This window comes from Sphingopyxis sp. (assembly GCF_019459305.1).
Taxonomy (GTDB): Bacteria; Pseudomonadota; Alphaproteobacteria; order Sphingomonadales; family Sphingomonadaceae; genus Sphingopyxis.
In genome coordinates, this window is record NZ_JAIBES010000097.1 from 18415 (window position 1) to 30664 (window position 12250).

Annotated in this window: 19 protein-coding genes; 16 read left to right on the forward strand and 3 right to left on the reverse strand. The window is 63.8% G+C overall.

Annotated features, from left to right (window positions below; all coding sequences use genetic code 11):
- Positions 1-11 precede the first annotated feature (11 nt).
- The 15 genes from rpsQ to K0M74_RS11850 all read left to right on the forward strand — a co-directional run bounded on the left by rpsQ (position 12) and on the right by K0M74_RS11850 (position 8115).
- Positions 12-293 (forward strand): 30S ribosomal protein S17, encoded by a 282-nt coding sequence (gene rpsQ / locus K0M74_RS11780; protein WP_088439830.1) that lies wholly within the window; start codon positions 12-14, stop codon positions 291-293.
- A 59-nt stretch (positions 294-352) separates the two neighbouring features.
- Positions 353-721, forward strand: a complete 369-nt coding sequence (gene rplN / locus K0M74_RS11785; protein ID WP_088439828.1) for a 50S ribosomal protein L14 — start codon at positions 353-355, stop codon at positions 719-721.
- A gap of 2 nt (positions 722-723) precedes the next feature.
- On the forward strand, positions 724-1044 hold the full coding sequence (gene rplX, locus K0M74_RS11790) for a 50S ribosomal protein L24 (protein ID WP_088439827.1): 321 nt from the start codon (positions 724-726) through the stop codon (positions 1042-1044).
- Complete coding sequence (rplE, locus tag K0M74_RS11795; RefSeq protein WP_293972316.1) at positions 1037-1615, forward strand: 50S ribosomal protein L5; 579 nt, start codon at positions 1037-1039, stop codon at positions 1613-1615. Before rplX ends, rplE begins: the two co-directional genes overlap by 8 nt.
- Before the next feature lie 50 nt (positions 1616-1665).
- Positions 1666-1971 carry a 30S ribosomal protein S14 gene (rpsN, locus tag K0M74_RS11800; protein ID WP_088439825.1) on the forward strand — a complete coding sequence of 102 codons (306 nt, stop codon included), beginning with the start codon at positions 1666-1668 and terminating at the stop codon, positions 1969-1971.
- A gap of 12 nt (positions 1972-1983) precedes the next feature.
- Positions 1984-2388: a 30S ribosomal protein S8 gene (gene rpsH, locus K0M74_RS11805; RefSeq protein ID WP_088439824.1), complete on the forward strand. Its 405-nt coding sequence runs from the start codon at positions 1984-1986 to the stop codon at positions 2386-2388.
- Complete coding sequence (rplF, locus tag K0M74_RS11810; protein ID WP_088439822.1) at positions 2388-2921, forward strand: 50S ribosomal protein L6; 534 nt, start codon at positions 2388-2390, stop codon at positions 2919-2921. The genes rpsH and rplF overlap by 1 nt, the downstream gene beginning before the upstream one ends.
- A 3-nt stretch (positions 2922-2924) precedes the next feature.
- A complete protein-coding gene (gene rplR, locus K0M74_RS11815; RefSeq protein ID WP_088439820.1) occupies positions 2925-3278 on the forward strand; it encodes a 50S ribosomal protein L18 in 354 nt (117 codons plus the stop codon).
- Between the two features lies 1 nt (position 3279).
- Positions 3280-4014 (forward strand): 30S ribosomal protein S5, encoded by a 735-nt coding sequence (gene rpsE, locus K0M74_RS11820; protein ID WP_293972328.1) that lies wholly within the window; start codon positions 3280-3282, stop codon positions 4012-4014.
- A gap of 4 nt (positions 4015-4018) precedes the next feature.
- Positions 4019-4204 carry a 50S ribosomal protein L30 gene (rpmD, locus tag K0M74_RS11825; protein ID WP_293972331.1) on the forward strand — a complete coding sequence of 62 codons (186 nt, stop codon included), beginning with the start codon at positions 4019-4021 and terminating at the stop codon, positions 4202-4204.
- A 6-nt stretch (positions 4205-4210) separates the two neighbouring features.
- A complete protein-coding gene (locus K0M74_RS11830; RefSeq protein ID WP_293701258.1) occupies positions 4211-4417 on the forward strand; it encodes a DUF1737 domain-containing protein in 207 nt (68 codons plus the stop codon).
- Positions 4418-4476: 59 nt separating this feature from the next.
- Entirely contained in the window at positions 4477-5004 is a 528-nt protein-coding gene (gene rplO / locus K0M74_RS11835) for a 50S ribosomal protein L15 (protein ID WP_088439812.1), read from the forward strand.
- Positions 5005-5145: 141 nt separating this feature from the next.
- On the forward strand, positions 5146-6519 hold the full coding sequence (gene secY, locus K0M74_RS11840; RefSeq protein ID WP_293972338.1) for a preprotein translocase subunit SecY: 1374 nt from the start codon (positions 5146-5148) through the stop codon (positions 6517-6519).
- Between the two features lie 48 nt (positions 6520-6567).
- On the forward strand, positions 6568-7227 hold the full coding sequence (locus K0M74_RS11845) for an adenylate kinase (protein WP_293972341.1): 660 nt from the start codon (positions 6568-6570) through the stop codon (positions 7225-7227).
- Positions 7228-7410: 183 nt separating this feature from the next.
- Positions 7411-8115 (forward strand): hypothetical protein, encoded by a 705-nt coding sequence (locus K0M74_RS11850; RefSeq protein WP_293972344.1) that lies wholly within the window; start codon positions 7411-7413, stop codon positions 8113-8115.
- A gap of 75 nt (positions 8116-8190) precedes the next feature.
- On the opposite strand, the gene K0M74_RS11855 is transcribed toward K0M74_RS11850, so the two are convergent.
- Together K0M74_RS11855 and K0M74_RS11860 are read right to left on the reverse strand one after the other, a co-directional pair.
- Positions 8191-8721: a DUF177 domain-containing protein gene (locus K0M74_RS11855; RefSeq protein WP_293972347.1), complete on the reverse strand. Its 531-nt coding sequence runs from the start codon at positions 8719-8721 to the stop codon at positions 8191-8193.
- The gene (locus K0M74_RS11860) at positions 8718-9248 is read right to left on the reverse strand and encodes a ubiquinol-cytochrome C chaperone family protein (RefSeq protein WP_293972350.1); all 531 of its coding nucleotides are present in this window, start codon (positions 9246-9248) and stop codon (positions 8718-8720) included. The genes K0M74_RS11855 and K0M74_RS11860 overlap by 4 nt, the downstream gene beginning before the upstream one ends.
- A 184-nt stretch (positions 9249-9432) precedes the next feature.
- On the opposite strand from K0M74_RS11860, the gene bamE reads away from it, so the two are divergent.
- Positions 9433-9918: an outer membrane protein assembly factor BamE gene (gene bamE, locus K0M74_RS11865; RefSeq protein ID WP_293972353.1), complete on the forward strand. Its 486-nt coding sequence runs from the start codon at positions 9433-9435 to the stop codon at positions 9916-9918.
- A 232-nt stretch (positions 9919-10150) separates the two neighbouring features.
- Here the strand turns inward: bamE and K0M74_RS11870 are convergent.
- The coding region (locus tag K0M74_RS11870; protein ID WP_293972356.1) for an NADP-dependent malic enzyme at positions 10151-12250 on the reverse strand (2100 nt) is incomplete at its 5' end.

The window sequence follows — 12250 nt, forward strand, 5'->3', positions numbered from 1 at the left end:
GGAGACTATCGATGCCGAAGCGCATTCTGACCGGTACGGTGGTGTCCGACAAGGGCGACAAGACCGTTGTGGTGAAGGTCGAGCGGAAGGTGAAGCACCCTCTGTACGGCAAGATCATCCGCCGTTCGAAAAAATACCATGCCCATGATGAGGACAACGCCATCAAGGCCGGCGAAACCGTCCGCATCGAGGAAACGAAGCCGATTTCGAAGCTCAAGACGTGGAAGGTGCTCGACAAGGTCGACACCCACAGCAAGCCGGCAACGGCTGCTCCCGCCGCGGCCGAAGGCTGACACCAGTTCACGGAACCGCCGGGGTTGCCCGGTAGGCCAAAATAGAAGGAAATGCATCGATGATTCAGATGCAGTCACAATTGGAAGTCGCTGACAACAGCGGTGCCAAGCGCGTCCAGTGCATCAAGGTGCTGGGCGGGTCGAAGCGCCGCGTTGCAGGCGTCGGCGACGTCATCGTCGTGTCGATCAAGGAAGCTCAGCCGCGCGGCAAGGTGAAGAAGGGTGACGTGCATCGCGCCGTCATCGTCCGCACCCGCAAGGATGTGCGCCGCGCCGATGGCTCGGTGATCCGTTTCGACACCAACGCTGCAGTGCTCGTCAACAAGAACGAGGAGCCGATCGGCACCCGTATCTTTGGCCCCGTCGTCCGCGAGCTGCGCGGCCGTGGCTATATGAAGATCATCAGCCTGGCACCGGAGGTTCTCTGACCATGGGTATGGCCAAGATCAAGAAGGGCGACACGGTTGTCATCCTGTCCGGCAAGGACAAGGGCAAGACCGGCGAAGTGACGCAGAGCCTGCCGAAGGACGGCAAGGTTGTGGTCGCGGGCGTCAATGTCATCACGCGGCACCGCAAGCCGAGCCAGACCAACCCGCAGGGCGGTCTGGAACGCAAGGAAGCGCCGCTGCACGCGAGCAAGGTCGCGATTGCCGATCCCAAGAGCGGCAAGCCGACGCGCGTGCGTTTCGAAACCAAGGACGGCAAAAAGGTGCGTGTCGCCGTGAAGTCCGGGGAGACCATCAGTGGCTGATAATTACACCCCCCGCATGCGGAAGCGCTATGACGACGTGATCGTCAAGGCGATGACCGAGAAGTTCGGGTACAAGAACGCGATGGAAGTGCCGAAGATCGAAAAGATCGTGCTCAACATGGGCGTCGGTGAAGCCACGCAGGACAAGAAGAAGGTCGAAGCGGCAGCTGCTGAAATGGAGCTGATCGCGGGCCAGAAGCCTGTCGTGACCAAGGCCAAGAAGTCGATCGCCCAGTTCAAGCTGCGCGAAGGCATGCCGATCGGTTGCAAGGTCACCTTGCGCCGCGAACGCATGTACGAATTTCTTGACCGCCTGATCACCATCGCCATGCCGCGCATCCGCGATTTTCGCGGCGTGTCGGCGACAAGCTTCGACGGTCGTGGCAATTATGCCATGGGCCTGAAAGAGCAGATCATCTTCCCCGAAATCAACTATGACCGCATCGACCAGGTGCGCGGCATGGATGTGATCGTGACCACCACGGCGCGCACGGATGACGAAGCCCGCGAACTGCTCAAGCTGTTCGGCTTCCCCTTCCCGATCGCAGCCGAAGAAAAGGCAGCCGCTTGATCCTTAAGGATCAGGCTGGCTCTCTCTCAAAAGGAAAGAGAACTTAAGTCATGGCGAAACTGAGTTCGACGAACAAAAATGAGCGTCGCAAGCAGCTGGTGAAGAAATACGCCGGCCGTTACGCGAAGCTGAAGGCGATTGCAGCGGACACCTCGCTCGACGAAGGCGAGCGTCTGATTGCGCGCCTCAAGATGGCGGAAATCCCGCGCAATGGTAACCCGACCCGCATCCGTAACCGGTGTGAGCTGACGGGGCGCCCGCGCGCTTATTATCGCAAATTCCGGCTGTGCCGTATTCAGCTCCGCGATCTGGCCAACAAGGGCCTGATCCCCGGTGTTGTTAAGTCGAGCTGGTAAGGGACAGACAAGATGGCAATGACCGATCCTTTGGGTGATATGCTCACCCGTATCCGCAACGGCCAGACGGCGAAGAAGGACAGCGTCCTGACGCCGGCCTCGACGCTGCGTGTCCGTGTTCTCGACGTGCTTCAGCGCGAAGGCTATATCCGTGGCTACAGCGAAGAAGCGCTGGGTGCCAAGGGCGAGCACAAGGGCATCCGCATCGAGCTGAAATATTTCGAAGGGCAGCCGGCGATCCGCCATGTGGCGCGCGTTTCGAAGCCCGGCCGCCGCATCTATTCGGGTTCGAAAGAACTGCCGATCGTGCGCAACGGCCTGGGGATCACCATCGTGTCGACCCCGCGCGGCGTCCTGTCGGACGCCGAGGCTCGCGAGCATAATGTCGGCGGCGAAGTGCTGGCGGAGGTGTTCTGATGTCACGCATTGGTAAAAAAGCAGTCGCGATCCCCAGTGGCGTCACCGCCGCGATCGATGGCGGCCAGCTGTCGGTCAAGGGTCCGAAGGGCACCCTCGCGATGCCGCTGTCTGACAACATCAAATATGAAGTTGGCGACGGCAGCATTTCGGTTCAGCCCGCGAACGCTACCCGCGAAGCTCGCGCCTTTTGGGGCATGCAGCGCACGCTGGTTCAGAACCTGATCACGGGCGTGACCGAGGGCTTCACCAAGGTGCTCGAAATCACCGGTGTCGGCTATCGTGCCAATTCGCAGGGCAAAAATCTGAAGCTGCAGCTCGGCTACAGCCATGATGTCGATTTCGCGGTGCCTGAAGGCATCGAGATCAAGACGCCCGATAACACCACGATCGAGATCAGCGGCATCGACAAGCAGCAGGTTGGTCAGGTTGCAGCGGAAATCCGCCGCTGGCGTAAGCCGGAGCCCTATAAGGGCAAGGGCATCAAATATCGCGGCGAGTACATCTTCCGCAAAGAAGGCAAGAAGAAGTAAGCCATGGCACATCTTACCCAATTCGAAAAACGCCGTCAGCGCGTTCGTACCGCCCTCCGCAAGCGGGCTGGTGGGCGTGCGCGCCTGTCGGTGCACCGTTCGGGCCGGCATATCTATGCCCAGCTTATCGATGATGCCGCCGGCCAGACGCTGGCTGCGGCTTCGACGCTGGACAAGGATGTCCGCGGCAAGACCGGCGCGACCACCGCGGCGGCTGCCGACGTTGGCAAGCGCCTCGCCGCTGCCGCCAAAAAGGCGGGTGTGACGCAGGTCGTGTTCGACCGCGGCGGTTTCCTGTTCCACGGGCGCATCAAGGCGCTGGCCGACGCGGCTCGCGAAGGCGGATTGGAGTTCTAATATGGCTGACGAAAACACCACAGGGCAGGGCAACCAGCCCGAAGCGGTTCTGGCACCCGAAACGACCAACGCTGATGTGACGGGCCAGGCTCCGCGCCGCGGTCGTGGCGGCGGCGCTGGCGGGCCGGTAGGCAACCGTGGCGGCCGTGACGGTGGCCGTGGTCGCCGCGACGATCGTCGTCCACGTGACGATGACGGCGGCGAAGAGCTGATCGAAAAGCTCGTCCACATCAACCGCGTGTCGAAGACGGTGAAGGGCGGCAAGCGCTTCGGTTTCGCTGCGCTCGTCGTGGTTGGCGATGGCAAGGGCCGCGCCGGTTTCGGTCATGGCAAGGCACGCGAAGTGCCCGAAGCCATTTCCAAGGCGACCGCTGCCGCCAAGAAGTCGATGATCCGCGTTCCGCTCCGCGATGGCCGCACGCTGCACCATGATGGCCGCGGCCATTTCGGTGCTGGCCTTGTCACGGTTCGCTCGGCGCCCGCCGGTACCGGCATCATTGCCGGTGGCCCGATGCGCGCCGTGTTCGAATCGCTGGGCGTGGCGGATGTCGTGACCAAGTCGAACGGCACCTCAAACCCCTATAACATGATCCGCGCGACCTTTGAGGCGCTCGGCGAACAGACCAGCCCCAAGTCGGTCGCGCAGCGTCGCGGCAAGAAGGTGTCGGATCTGATCAAGCGCGGCGGTGCATCCGACCGTGCAGCCGAAGCCGAGGCCGCGGCGGTGACGGAGTAAGATCATGGCTGACAAGAAGATCAAGATTCGCCAGATCGGCTCGCCGATCCGTCGGCCGAGCAGCCAGCGCGCCATCCTGACCGGCCTCGGCCTGGGCAAGATGCACCGCGAGGTCGAACTGGTCGACACCCCCGAAGTGCGCGGCATGCTTCGCAAGCTGCCGCACATGGTGGAAGTCGTCGAGGGTTAAAGCGCGGTGAAGCTCTACCGCTTGTTGACCGGTCCCGACGATAGCGCGTTCTGCGCCCGCGTCGAAGGATTGCTCAACCGGGGTTGGCAGCTCCACGGCAGCCCGTCGATCACCAGTGTTGATGGCCGCGGCTATGTCGCCCAGGCCATCGTGATGGAAAAGGCCGGGGCGTATCCCGGTTTTCAACCATCGAGTGAAATTGAACCGGACTGAACCCCTTTCCCCGGAAAGCGGCAGTCCATAGCGCGACCACAGCGAAAGCGAGTGCAACCATGACGATCAAACTGAACGAACTTCGTGACAACAACGGCGCCCGCAAGGGCCGCATGCGCGTCGGACGCGGCATCGGTTCGGGCAAGGGCAAGACCGCCGGCCGCGGCCAAAAGGGTCAGAAGGCCCGCAGCGGCGTCGCGATCAACGGCTTCGAAGGCGGCCAGATGCCGCTTCACATGCGTATCCCGAAGCGCGGCTTCAACAACATCTTTGGCAAGGACTTCGCGATCGTCAATCTGGGCATGATCCAGAAGCTGGTCGACGCAAAGAAGCTTGATGCCAAGGCTGTGATCGATCACGCCGCTCTCAAGGCTGCTGGTGTGGCCCGCGGCGGCAAGGACGGCGTCCGCCTCCTCGCCAAGGGCGAATTTACCGCCAAGCTCAACTTCGCCGTTGCCGGTGCTTCGAAGGGTGCGATCGAAGCGGTCGAAAAGGCCGGTGGTAAGGTCGAACTGCCCGAGGCCAAGCCCGAAGGCGAAGGCAAGAAGGCCACGCGCAAAGCTGCAGCGGCTGCCAAGAAGAACTAATGCCTTTGGGGGCGGACGGCATTGGGCCGCTCCGCCCCCGACGCATTTGAATCGGGCCTTTCCCCTTGCGCTTCGTGACCGCCGAACGCACATAGGCGCCGGGTCGCGGGGGGCGCGGTCCGGAACCCGAGGAAAATACCCATGGCCTCTCGCGCCGATCAGCTTGCTTCCAATCTGAACTTTTCGAAATTCGGCAAGGCGACCGAACTCAAGAACCGCATCTGGTTCACGATCGGCGCGCTGATCGTCTTCCGCTTCCTGTCATTCGTCCCGCTTCCCGGGGTTGATCCGGTCGCGCTGTCGACGCTGTACAGCCAGGCTGCCTCGGGCGGCGTCCTCGACATTTTCAACACTTTCTCGGGCGGCAGCCTGGAGCGCATGAGTATCATCGCGCTCGGCGTCATGCCCTATATCACCGCTTCGATCGTTGTGCAGCTGGCCGCGGCGTTGTCGCCCAGCCTTGCCGCCCTCAAGAAAGAGGGCGAAAGCGGGCGCAAGAAACTCAACCAATATACCCGCTACGGCACCGTCTTCCTGACCGCGATCCAGGGTTATTTCATCGCCGTCGGGCTTGAAACGCTGGGCGCCAGCCAGGGCATTGCCGCCGTTGTCGACCCCGGCATGATGTTCCGCGTTGGCGCCGTGATCAGCATCGTCGGCGGTACCCTGTTCCTGATGTGGCTCGGCGAACAGATCACCGCGCGCGGGATCGGCAACGGCGTGTCGCTGATCATCATGGCGGGCATCCTTGCGCAGCTGCCGCGCAGCTTTTCGCAGATGTTCACCCAGGTGCGCGAAGGATCGATGGGCGGCGGCACCGTGGTCGCAGTATTCGCCGGTGCGATCCTGATCATCGCCTTCATCGCCTTCATGGAACGCGCCCAGCGCCGCGTGCTCGTTCAATATCCCAAGCGCGCGACGCAGCGCGGCGGGATGCAGGCCGACCGCAGCCATCTGCCGCTCAAGGTCAACACCGCGGGCGTCATCCCGCCGCTCTTTGCCTCGTCGCTGCTGCTGATGCCACTGACGATCACCCAGATGATGGGCAATAATGTCCAGGGCGACACCGCGACCGGTGATTTCCTGATCACGCTGAACCAGTATTTGGCGCACGGTCAGCCGCTCTATATGGCGCTCTATGCCGCGGGCATCATCTTCTTCTGCTTCTTTTACGTCGCGGTCGTCTTCAATCCCGAAGAAACCGCCGACAATCTGAAGCGCCAGAACGGCTTCATCCCGGGCATCCGTCCCGGCAAGAACACTGCCGCCTATCTCGACCATGTGCTGACGCGCATCACCGTGCTCGGTGCAGCCTATCTCGCGGCGATCTGTCTCGTCCCCGAATATTTCATCGCCCAGTCGGGTCTGCCCTTCGCGCTCGGCGGCACCAGCCTGCTGATTATCGTCAACGTGACGATCGACACGATCAGCCAGATCCAGAGCCACATGCTGGCGCATCAATATGGCGACCTGATCAAAAAGGCGAAATTGAAGGGCGGCGTTGCGCGGCGCTAACGCGCCCGCTACGGCAACTGCGACACGGCAGAGGCAACAGGGGCTTCCATGACGCTGAATATTATTTTGCTCGGACCGCCGGGGGCGGGCAAGGGAACGCAGGCGGTGCGGCTCGAGGACGAGCATGGCATGGTCCAGCTGTCGACCGGCGACATGCTGCGCGCTGCGGTCAAGGCGGGAACGCCGATCGGTGTCCAGGCCAAGGCGGTGATGGACGCGGGCGAGCTGGTGTCGGACGAAATCGTCTCGGGCCTGATCGGCGAAAGGCTCGATCAGCTTGGCGGCGATGTGTCGGTGATTTTCGACGGCTACCCGCGCACCGCGGCGCAAGCCGACGCGCTCGACACGATCCTCAGCGATCGTGGCCGCAAGCTTGACCTTGTCATCGAACTGCTGGTCGAAGAAGACGCGCTTGTCGATCGCATCACCGGGCGTTTCTCCTGCGGCAATTGCGGCGCGGGCTATCACGATCGCTACAAGCTGCCCAAAGTCGCGGACACCTGCGACCAGTGCGGCGGCCACGACTTCAAGCGTCGTCCCGACGACAATGAGGAAACGGTGCGCACGCGCATGGCCGAATATCGCGCGAAGACCGCGCCGATCCTGCCGATCTACGACGCGCGCGGCATCGTGAACCGGGTCGATGGCATGGCGCCGATCGATCAGGTCAACGACGCGATCGAAGCGGTCCTGACGCCTGCTGGCTGACACCCGCGCTTAATCGTCATTGCGAGGGCCCCTAGGACTGGTTGGCCAGCCAGCCGCTCAGGATAAGCCGTGACTCGGTCACGGCCCCGTGGCAATCCAGTGCGGTGCAGGGCCGCACGGGATTGCTTCGCTTTGCTCGCAATGACGAAGTCCGGCTGCGGCAAAAAGGGGGGGGGACGAGTGATGAATTTCAAAGCAATAGCGGCGGCGGCAATCTCAGCAACGGCTGGACTGGCTCTGGCGCCCGCCGCGACCGCCAAGGTCGTCGATCAGAGCGAGGCGGGTTTCACCGTCGCACACACCGCGCAGGTCGCCGCGACCCCCGCCGATGTGTCGAAAATGCTCCGCATGCCGCAGAACTGGTGGTCGAAGGATCACAGCTGGTCGGGCGACGCCGCGAACTTCTGGCTCGATTCGCAGGCGGGCGGCTGCTTCTGCGAAAAATTGCCCGACACCGGCGCGGGGGTTGGCAGCGTCCAGCATGCTCGGGTGTTGTTTTCGAAACCCGGCCAGCTACTCCGCCTGTCGGGCGCCTTCGGCCCGCTGCAGGGCGAGGCGCTGAACGGCACGCTGACGATCCAGATCAAGGAAACCCCAACCGGCAGCGCGCTTCGCTTCGACTATGTCGTGGGGGGGTATATGCGCTTCAAGGTCGCCGACATCGCGCCCGCGGTTGACAAGGTGATCGGCGAACAATTGCTGGGGCTGGCCAATGCGCTGGGCGGTGCTTTGCCGCCGTCGCGTGAAGAAAAGGCGGCTGCGGCGGCTGAGGGTGCGGCCAAGCCTGCCACCGAAACGCCGCCCGCAGAGGATGAGCCGGGTCTCGACGCCGCGGTCGCCGATCTCGTCGAGGACGAACCGAAGGCCGAGCCCGAAGGCCGCCGCTAAGCGCCGAGGCCAGAATGTGATCCGTTCGGCCTTCGACAAGCTCAGCACAAACGGATCGGGATGAATGTGCTGCCTTTAGAGGTCGGGCGTCCCGCGCAGCTTTGCCAGCGCCGCAAACGGCCCCGCCGCCTCTTCGCTCAGCACGCCCTTTTCCGCCAGCACGCGGTCGGCGTCGGGGTGGCGCGGAAAGGGATCGAGCGCGAGCGACAACGTCTGCACCGCCGCTTCGCCCAGATCGACGCGGTCGCCGTCGAGCGGCAGCAGGTCGCATTCCTCGCTGCTGATCTCAATCTCTTCCTCGGCATCAACCGGCGCGTCGATGTCGCGCAGGAAGCGCAGGTCGAACGGTTCGCTCAGCGTCGCCGGGACCGGCAGCCCGGTCGCGGCGCACGGCTGGACGACGTTGGCATCGACCGCGCCCTTGGCACCGATGCCGCCCGCGACGGTGCGTATCTCTGCGGTGACGGCAAAGCGATCGACCGCGATCAACTCCAGCCGCTGCGCGATCCGCGTGCGCGCCTCGGCACCGGCCTCGACCGCCACCGAACGCCCATGCGCCGCGTCGGCCAGCGTCAGGATCAGCGAAAATTCGGGCGCATCGCTCACGTCGAGGTTCCGTCCAGCCGATCCGCGACGATCAGCTCGGTCACCGGCGTCGCTGCCAGCGCCGCGCGCAGTTTCGCAACCTCGGCCCTGACATGCGCCAGCCCCGCCGCATCGGGCTCGTTACCGCGCCATAAGTTGCGAACCAGCGCGGCGCGCAGTTCCTCCGACCCGTCGGCAGCGCGATAAACGCCGAGCCGTCCGCCGAGCGCGCCGACCATCCGCCCGATCTGCTTGCCGACGACCATGTCGCCAAAGCCGATCTGGCGCATCTGGCCGTCCATGTCGGTGACGAACAATTCGGTCAGCTCGACGCCGGCGCGGGCCTGCGCGGGGTCTTCGTCGATGCGGTGAAGGACGAGTGCGAGCACCAGGCTGACCATGTCGAAGCGACCATCGAGCGTGTCGGGGACACCGCCCGACGCATACCAGTGCGGCGCGCGCGCGGTCGCCACCACGGCGTTCCACAGCGGGCGGCGCGCCTCGCGCGGGTCGGGCTGCGAGCGAAAGAGATTGCGAAGTGAGAACATGCGCCCCGCTTAGGCGCAATCGGCGCCGCGGAAAAGGGGTGGCAGCGCGCCGGGCCGGTCAGCTTCTGGCAAGCTTTGCCGCGCCACAAGCAGCTTGTGCGCCGCGTCCGCTTGCGGTTAAGAGGCGCGTGAGCCAGCGCCGACCGCCGACAGAAGCGGTGGACCGGCGCAACGGAGATTATTGATGCCGAATTTCAACTTTTCGCTTGCCGCCCCCCGCGCGCGCCTGATCGCCCTTGGCGTCCTCGTCGCGGTGGCGGCCACCGGCTGTTCGCAGCTCAAGGGTCGGCAGGGCTATGTCGTCGATCCGCTGCTGACCAGCGCGATCACGCCCGGCGTCGACAACCGCGAATCGGTCGAAAAGACGCTTGGCCGCCCGACCTTCGTCGGCCAGTTCGGCGACACTGAATATTATTATGTCTCGCGCGAAACGCGCCAGCTCGCCTTTGCCAAGCCGCGTCCGGTCGATCAGCAGGTGCTGCGCGTCCGCTTCGATGCCGCGGGCAATGTCGCGGCAGTCGACCGCACCGGGCTGGAACTGGTGAGCCGGATCAGCCCCGAAGGCGACAAGACCCCGACGCTGGGCCGCGAGCGCAGCTTCTTTGAAGATATCTTCGGCAATATCGGCGCGGTCGGTGCGCCGGGTGCGGGTGCGCCCACGGGGCAATAAGCATATATGCTATCCTCCCCGTTGCGAAGCGTTGGGGAGGTGGCAGCGCGTGGCGCTGACGGAGGGGCGACAACACTAACGTCGCTGCCCCTCCACCCCTTGCTTCGAAAGAATGTTGGGTCGTCCAGTCCCCCGGACTGGACTTGGATTGCCGGGGGCAACCCAACCCCGCACTCCCCCCAACCCCGCACTCCCCCTCGCCATCGCTGCGCGACAGGAAGGATTAAACAAACTACTGCGCGATCCCGCCCGCCGCCAGCACCGCCAGCGTGACCAGATCCGAAGCCGGCGACGCCATTGTCGCGACCTGCACCGGATGTTCCATCCCGACCAGCATCGGGCCGATAACGGCACCACCGCCCAGTTCGCGCATCAGCTTTGCCGACAGGTTCGCCGATTGCAGCCCCGGCATGACGAGCACGTTCGCTGGCCCCGAAAGGCGGCAGAACGGATATTTCGCCATCACCTTTTCATTCAGAGCGACGTCGGGCGCCATTTCGCCTTCATATTCGAAACCTGGCTTGCGCTGGTCAAGGATCGCCACCGCATCGCGAATATTGTCGAGCCAGCTGCCTGGTGGATTACCAAAGGTCGAATAGGACAGGAACGCGACGCGCGGTTCATGCCCCATCCGCCGCGCGACCTGCGCGGTGCGTTCGGCAATATCGGCGAGCATTTCAGCGCTCGGCCGCTCGTTGACCGTGGTGTCGGACATAAAGATCGTCTGATGCTGGCCAACCAGCACATGGATGCCGAACGGCGTCTTGCCCTCGGCATGGTCGATCACCCGCCGCACTTCGCGCATCGTCTGCGAATAGGTGCGCGTGACCCCGGTGATCATCGCATCGCCCAGCCCGAGCTTGAGGAGCAGCGATCCAAAGATGTTGCGGTCGCGGTTGACCATCCGCTCGACATCGCGGCGCAGGTATCCGCGCCGTTGCAGGCGCTCGTACAAAATCTCAACCATCTGCGGCACATGCGGCGAATTGACGCTGTTGTGGACCTCGTAACTTTCGGGGTCGGCGACCCCCATTTCCTTCAGTTTGTCGCGCAGCCCCTCACGCCCGACCAGCACCGGGGTGCCATAGCCGCCATCGCGGAACTGGATCGCGGCGCGCAGCACCACCTCTTCCTCACCCTCGGCAAACACCACCCGCTTCGGATTGGCGCGCGCCGCTTCATAGGCGAGCGTCAGCACCGACGTCGTCGGGTTGAGCCGCGCGCGGAGCGAGGTGCGATAGGCGTCGAGATCGGCGATCGGTTTCTGCGCGACCCCCGTTTCCATCGCCGCCTTGGCGACCGCGGCGGGGACGATTTCCATCAGCCGCGGGTCAAAGGGGGAGGGGATGATATATTCGGGGCCGAAGCTTGACGCCCGCCCGCCATAGGCCGCCGCGACCTCTTCGGGCACCTGCTGGCGCGCGAGGTCGGCGATCGCGTAGGCGGCGGCGATCTTCATCTCTTCGTTGATCGCGGTCGCGCGCACGTCGAGCGCGCCGCGGAAGATGAAGGGGAAGCAAAGGACATTGTTGACCTGGTTCGGAAAGTCCGACCGCCCGGTCGCGATGATCGCGTCGGGCCGCGCCGCGCGCGCGTCGGGGGGCGAAATTTCGGGATCGGGGTTTGCCATTGCAAAAATGATCGGCGCGGGGGCCATGTCCTTGACCATCGCGGGCTTGAGCGCGCCTGCCGCCGACAGGCCCAGGAACACGTCAGCGCCAACGAGCGCTTCGGTCAGGTCGCGCGCCTCGGTCGGCACCGCATGCGCAGATTTCCACTGATCCATGCCTTCGAGGCGGCCCTGATAGATGGTGCCCTTGCGGTCGCACATGATGACATTTTCGTGCCGCACCCCCATCGATTTGATCAACGACGTACAGGCGATCGCGGCGGCGCCGGCGCCGTTGACGACCACCTTGACCGTCGCGAGGTCGCGCCCGGTCAGGTAACAGGCGTTGATCAGCCCCGCGGCAGTGATGATCGCGGTGCCATGCTGATCGTCATGGAACACCGGGATGTTCATCTTTTCCTTCAGCGCCTGCTCAATGATGAAGCAGTTGGGCGCCGCTATGTCTTCGAGGTTGATGCCGCCAAAGCTCGGCGCGAGCAGTTCGACCGCTTCGATGAAGCGCTGTGGATCTTCGGTATCGACCTCGAGATCGATCGAATCGACGTCGGCAAAGCGCTTGAACAGCACCGCCTTGCCCTCCATCACCGGCTTCGAGGCGAGCGCGCCCAGATTGCCAAGCCCCAGGATTGCGGTGCCGTTCGAAATCACCGCGACCAGATTGCCCTTGATCGTGTAATCATAGGCCTTGGCGGAATCTTCGGC

Excerpts from the sequence above, each read along its gene's own strand:
- secY (WP_293972338.1), top strand. The coding sequence starts at position 5,146 with ATGGCCTCTCGCGCCGATCAGCTTGCTTCCAATCTGAACTTTTCGAAA.
- rplX (WP_088439827.1), top strand. The coding sequence starts at position 724 with ATGGGTATGGCCAAGATCAAGAAGGGCGACACGGTTGTCATCCTGTCC.
- rpsE (WP_293972328.1), top strand. The coding sequence starts at position 3,280 with ATGGCTGACGAAAACACCACAGGGCAGGGCAACCAGCCCGAAGCGGTT.
- rplO (WP_088439812.1), top strand. The coding sequence starts at position 4,477 with ATGACGATCAAACTGAACGAACTTCGTGACAACAACGGCGCCCGCAAG.
- bamE (WP_293972353.1), top strand. The coding sequence starts at position 9,433 with ATGCCGAATTTCAACTTTTCGCTTGCCGCCCCCCGCGCGCGCCTGATC.
- rplF (WP_088439822.1), top strand. The coding sequence starts at position 2,388 with ATGTCACGCATTGGTAAAAAAGCAGTCGCGATCCCCAGTGGCGTCACC.
- rpsQ (WP_088439830.1), top strand. The coding sequence starts at position 12 with ATGCCGAAGCGCATTCTGACCGGTACGGTGGTGTCCGACAAGGGCGAC.
- rpmD (WP_293972331.1), top strand. The coding sequence starts at position 4,019 with ATGGCTGACAAGAAGATCAAGATTCGCCAGATCGGCTCGCCGATCCGT.
- K0M74_RS11850 (WP_293972344.1), top strand. The coding sequence starts at position 7,411 with ATGAATTTCAAAGCAATAGCGGCGGCGGCAATCTCAGCAACGGCTGGA.
- rplR (WP_088439820.1), top strand. The coding sequence starts at position 2,925 with ATGGCACATCTTACCCAATTCGAAAAACGCCGTCAGCGCGTTCGTACC.
- K0M74_RS11845 (WP_293972341.1), top strand. The coding sequence starts at position 6,568 with ATGACGCTGAATATTATTTTGCTCGGACCGCCGGGGGCGGGCAAGGGA.
- rplN (WP_088439828.1), top strand. The coding sequence starts at position 353 with ATGATTCAGATGCAGTCACAATTGGAAGTCGCTGACAACAGCGGTGCC.
- K0M74_RS11860 (WP_293972350.1), bottom strand. The coding sequence starts at position 9,248 with ATGTTCTCACTTCGCAATCTCTTTCGCTCGCAGCCCGACCCGCGCGAG.
- rpsN (WP_088439825.1), top strand. The coding sequence starts at position 1,666 with ATGGCGAAACTGAGTTCGACGAACAAAAATGAGCGTCGCAAGCAGCTG.
- rpsH (WP_088439824.1), top strand. The coding sequence starts at position 1,984 with ATGGCAATGACCGATCCTTTGGGTGATATGCTCACCCGTATCCGCAAC.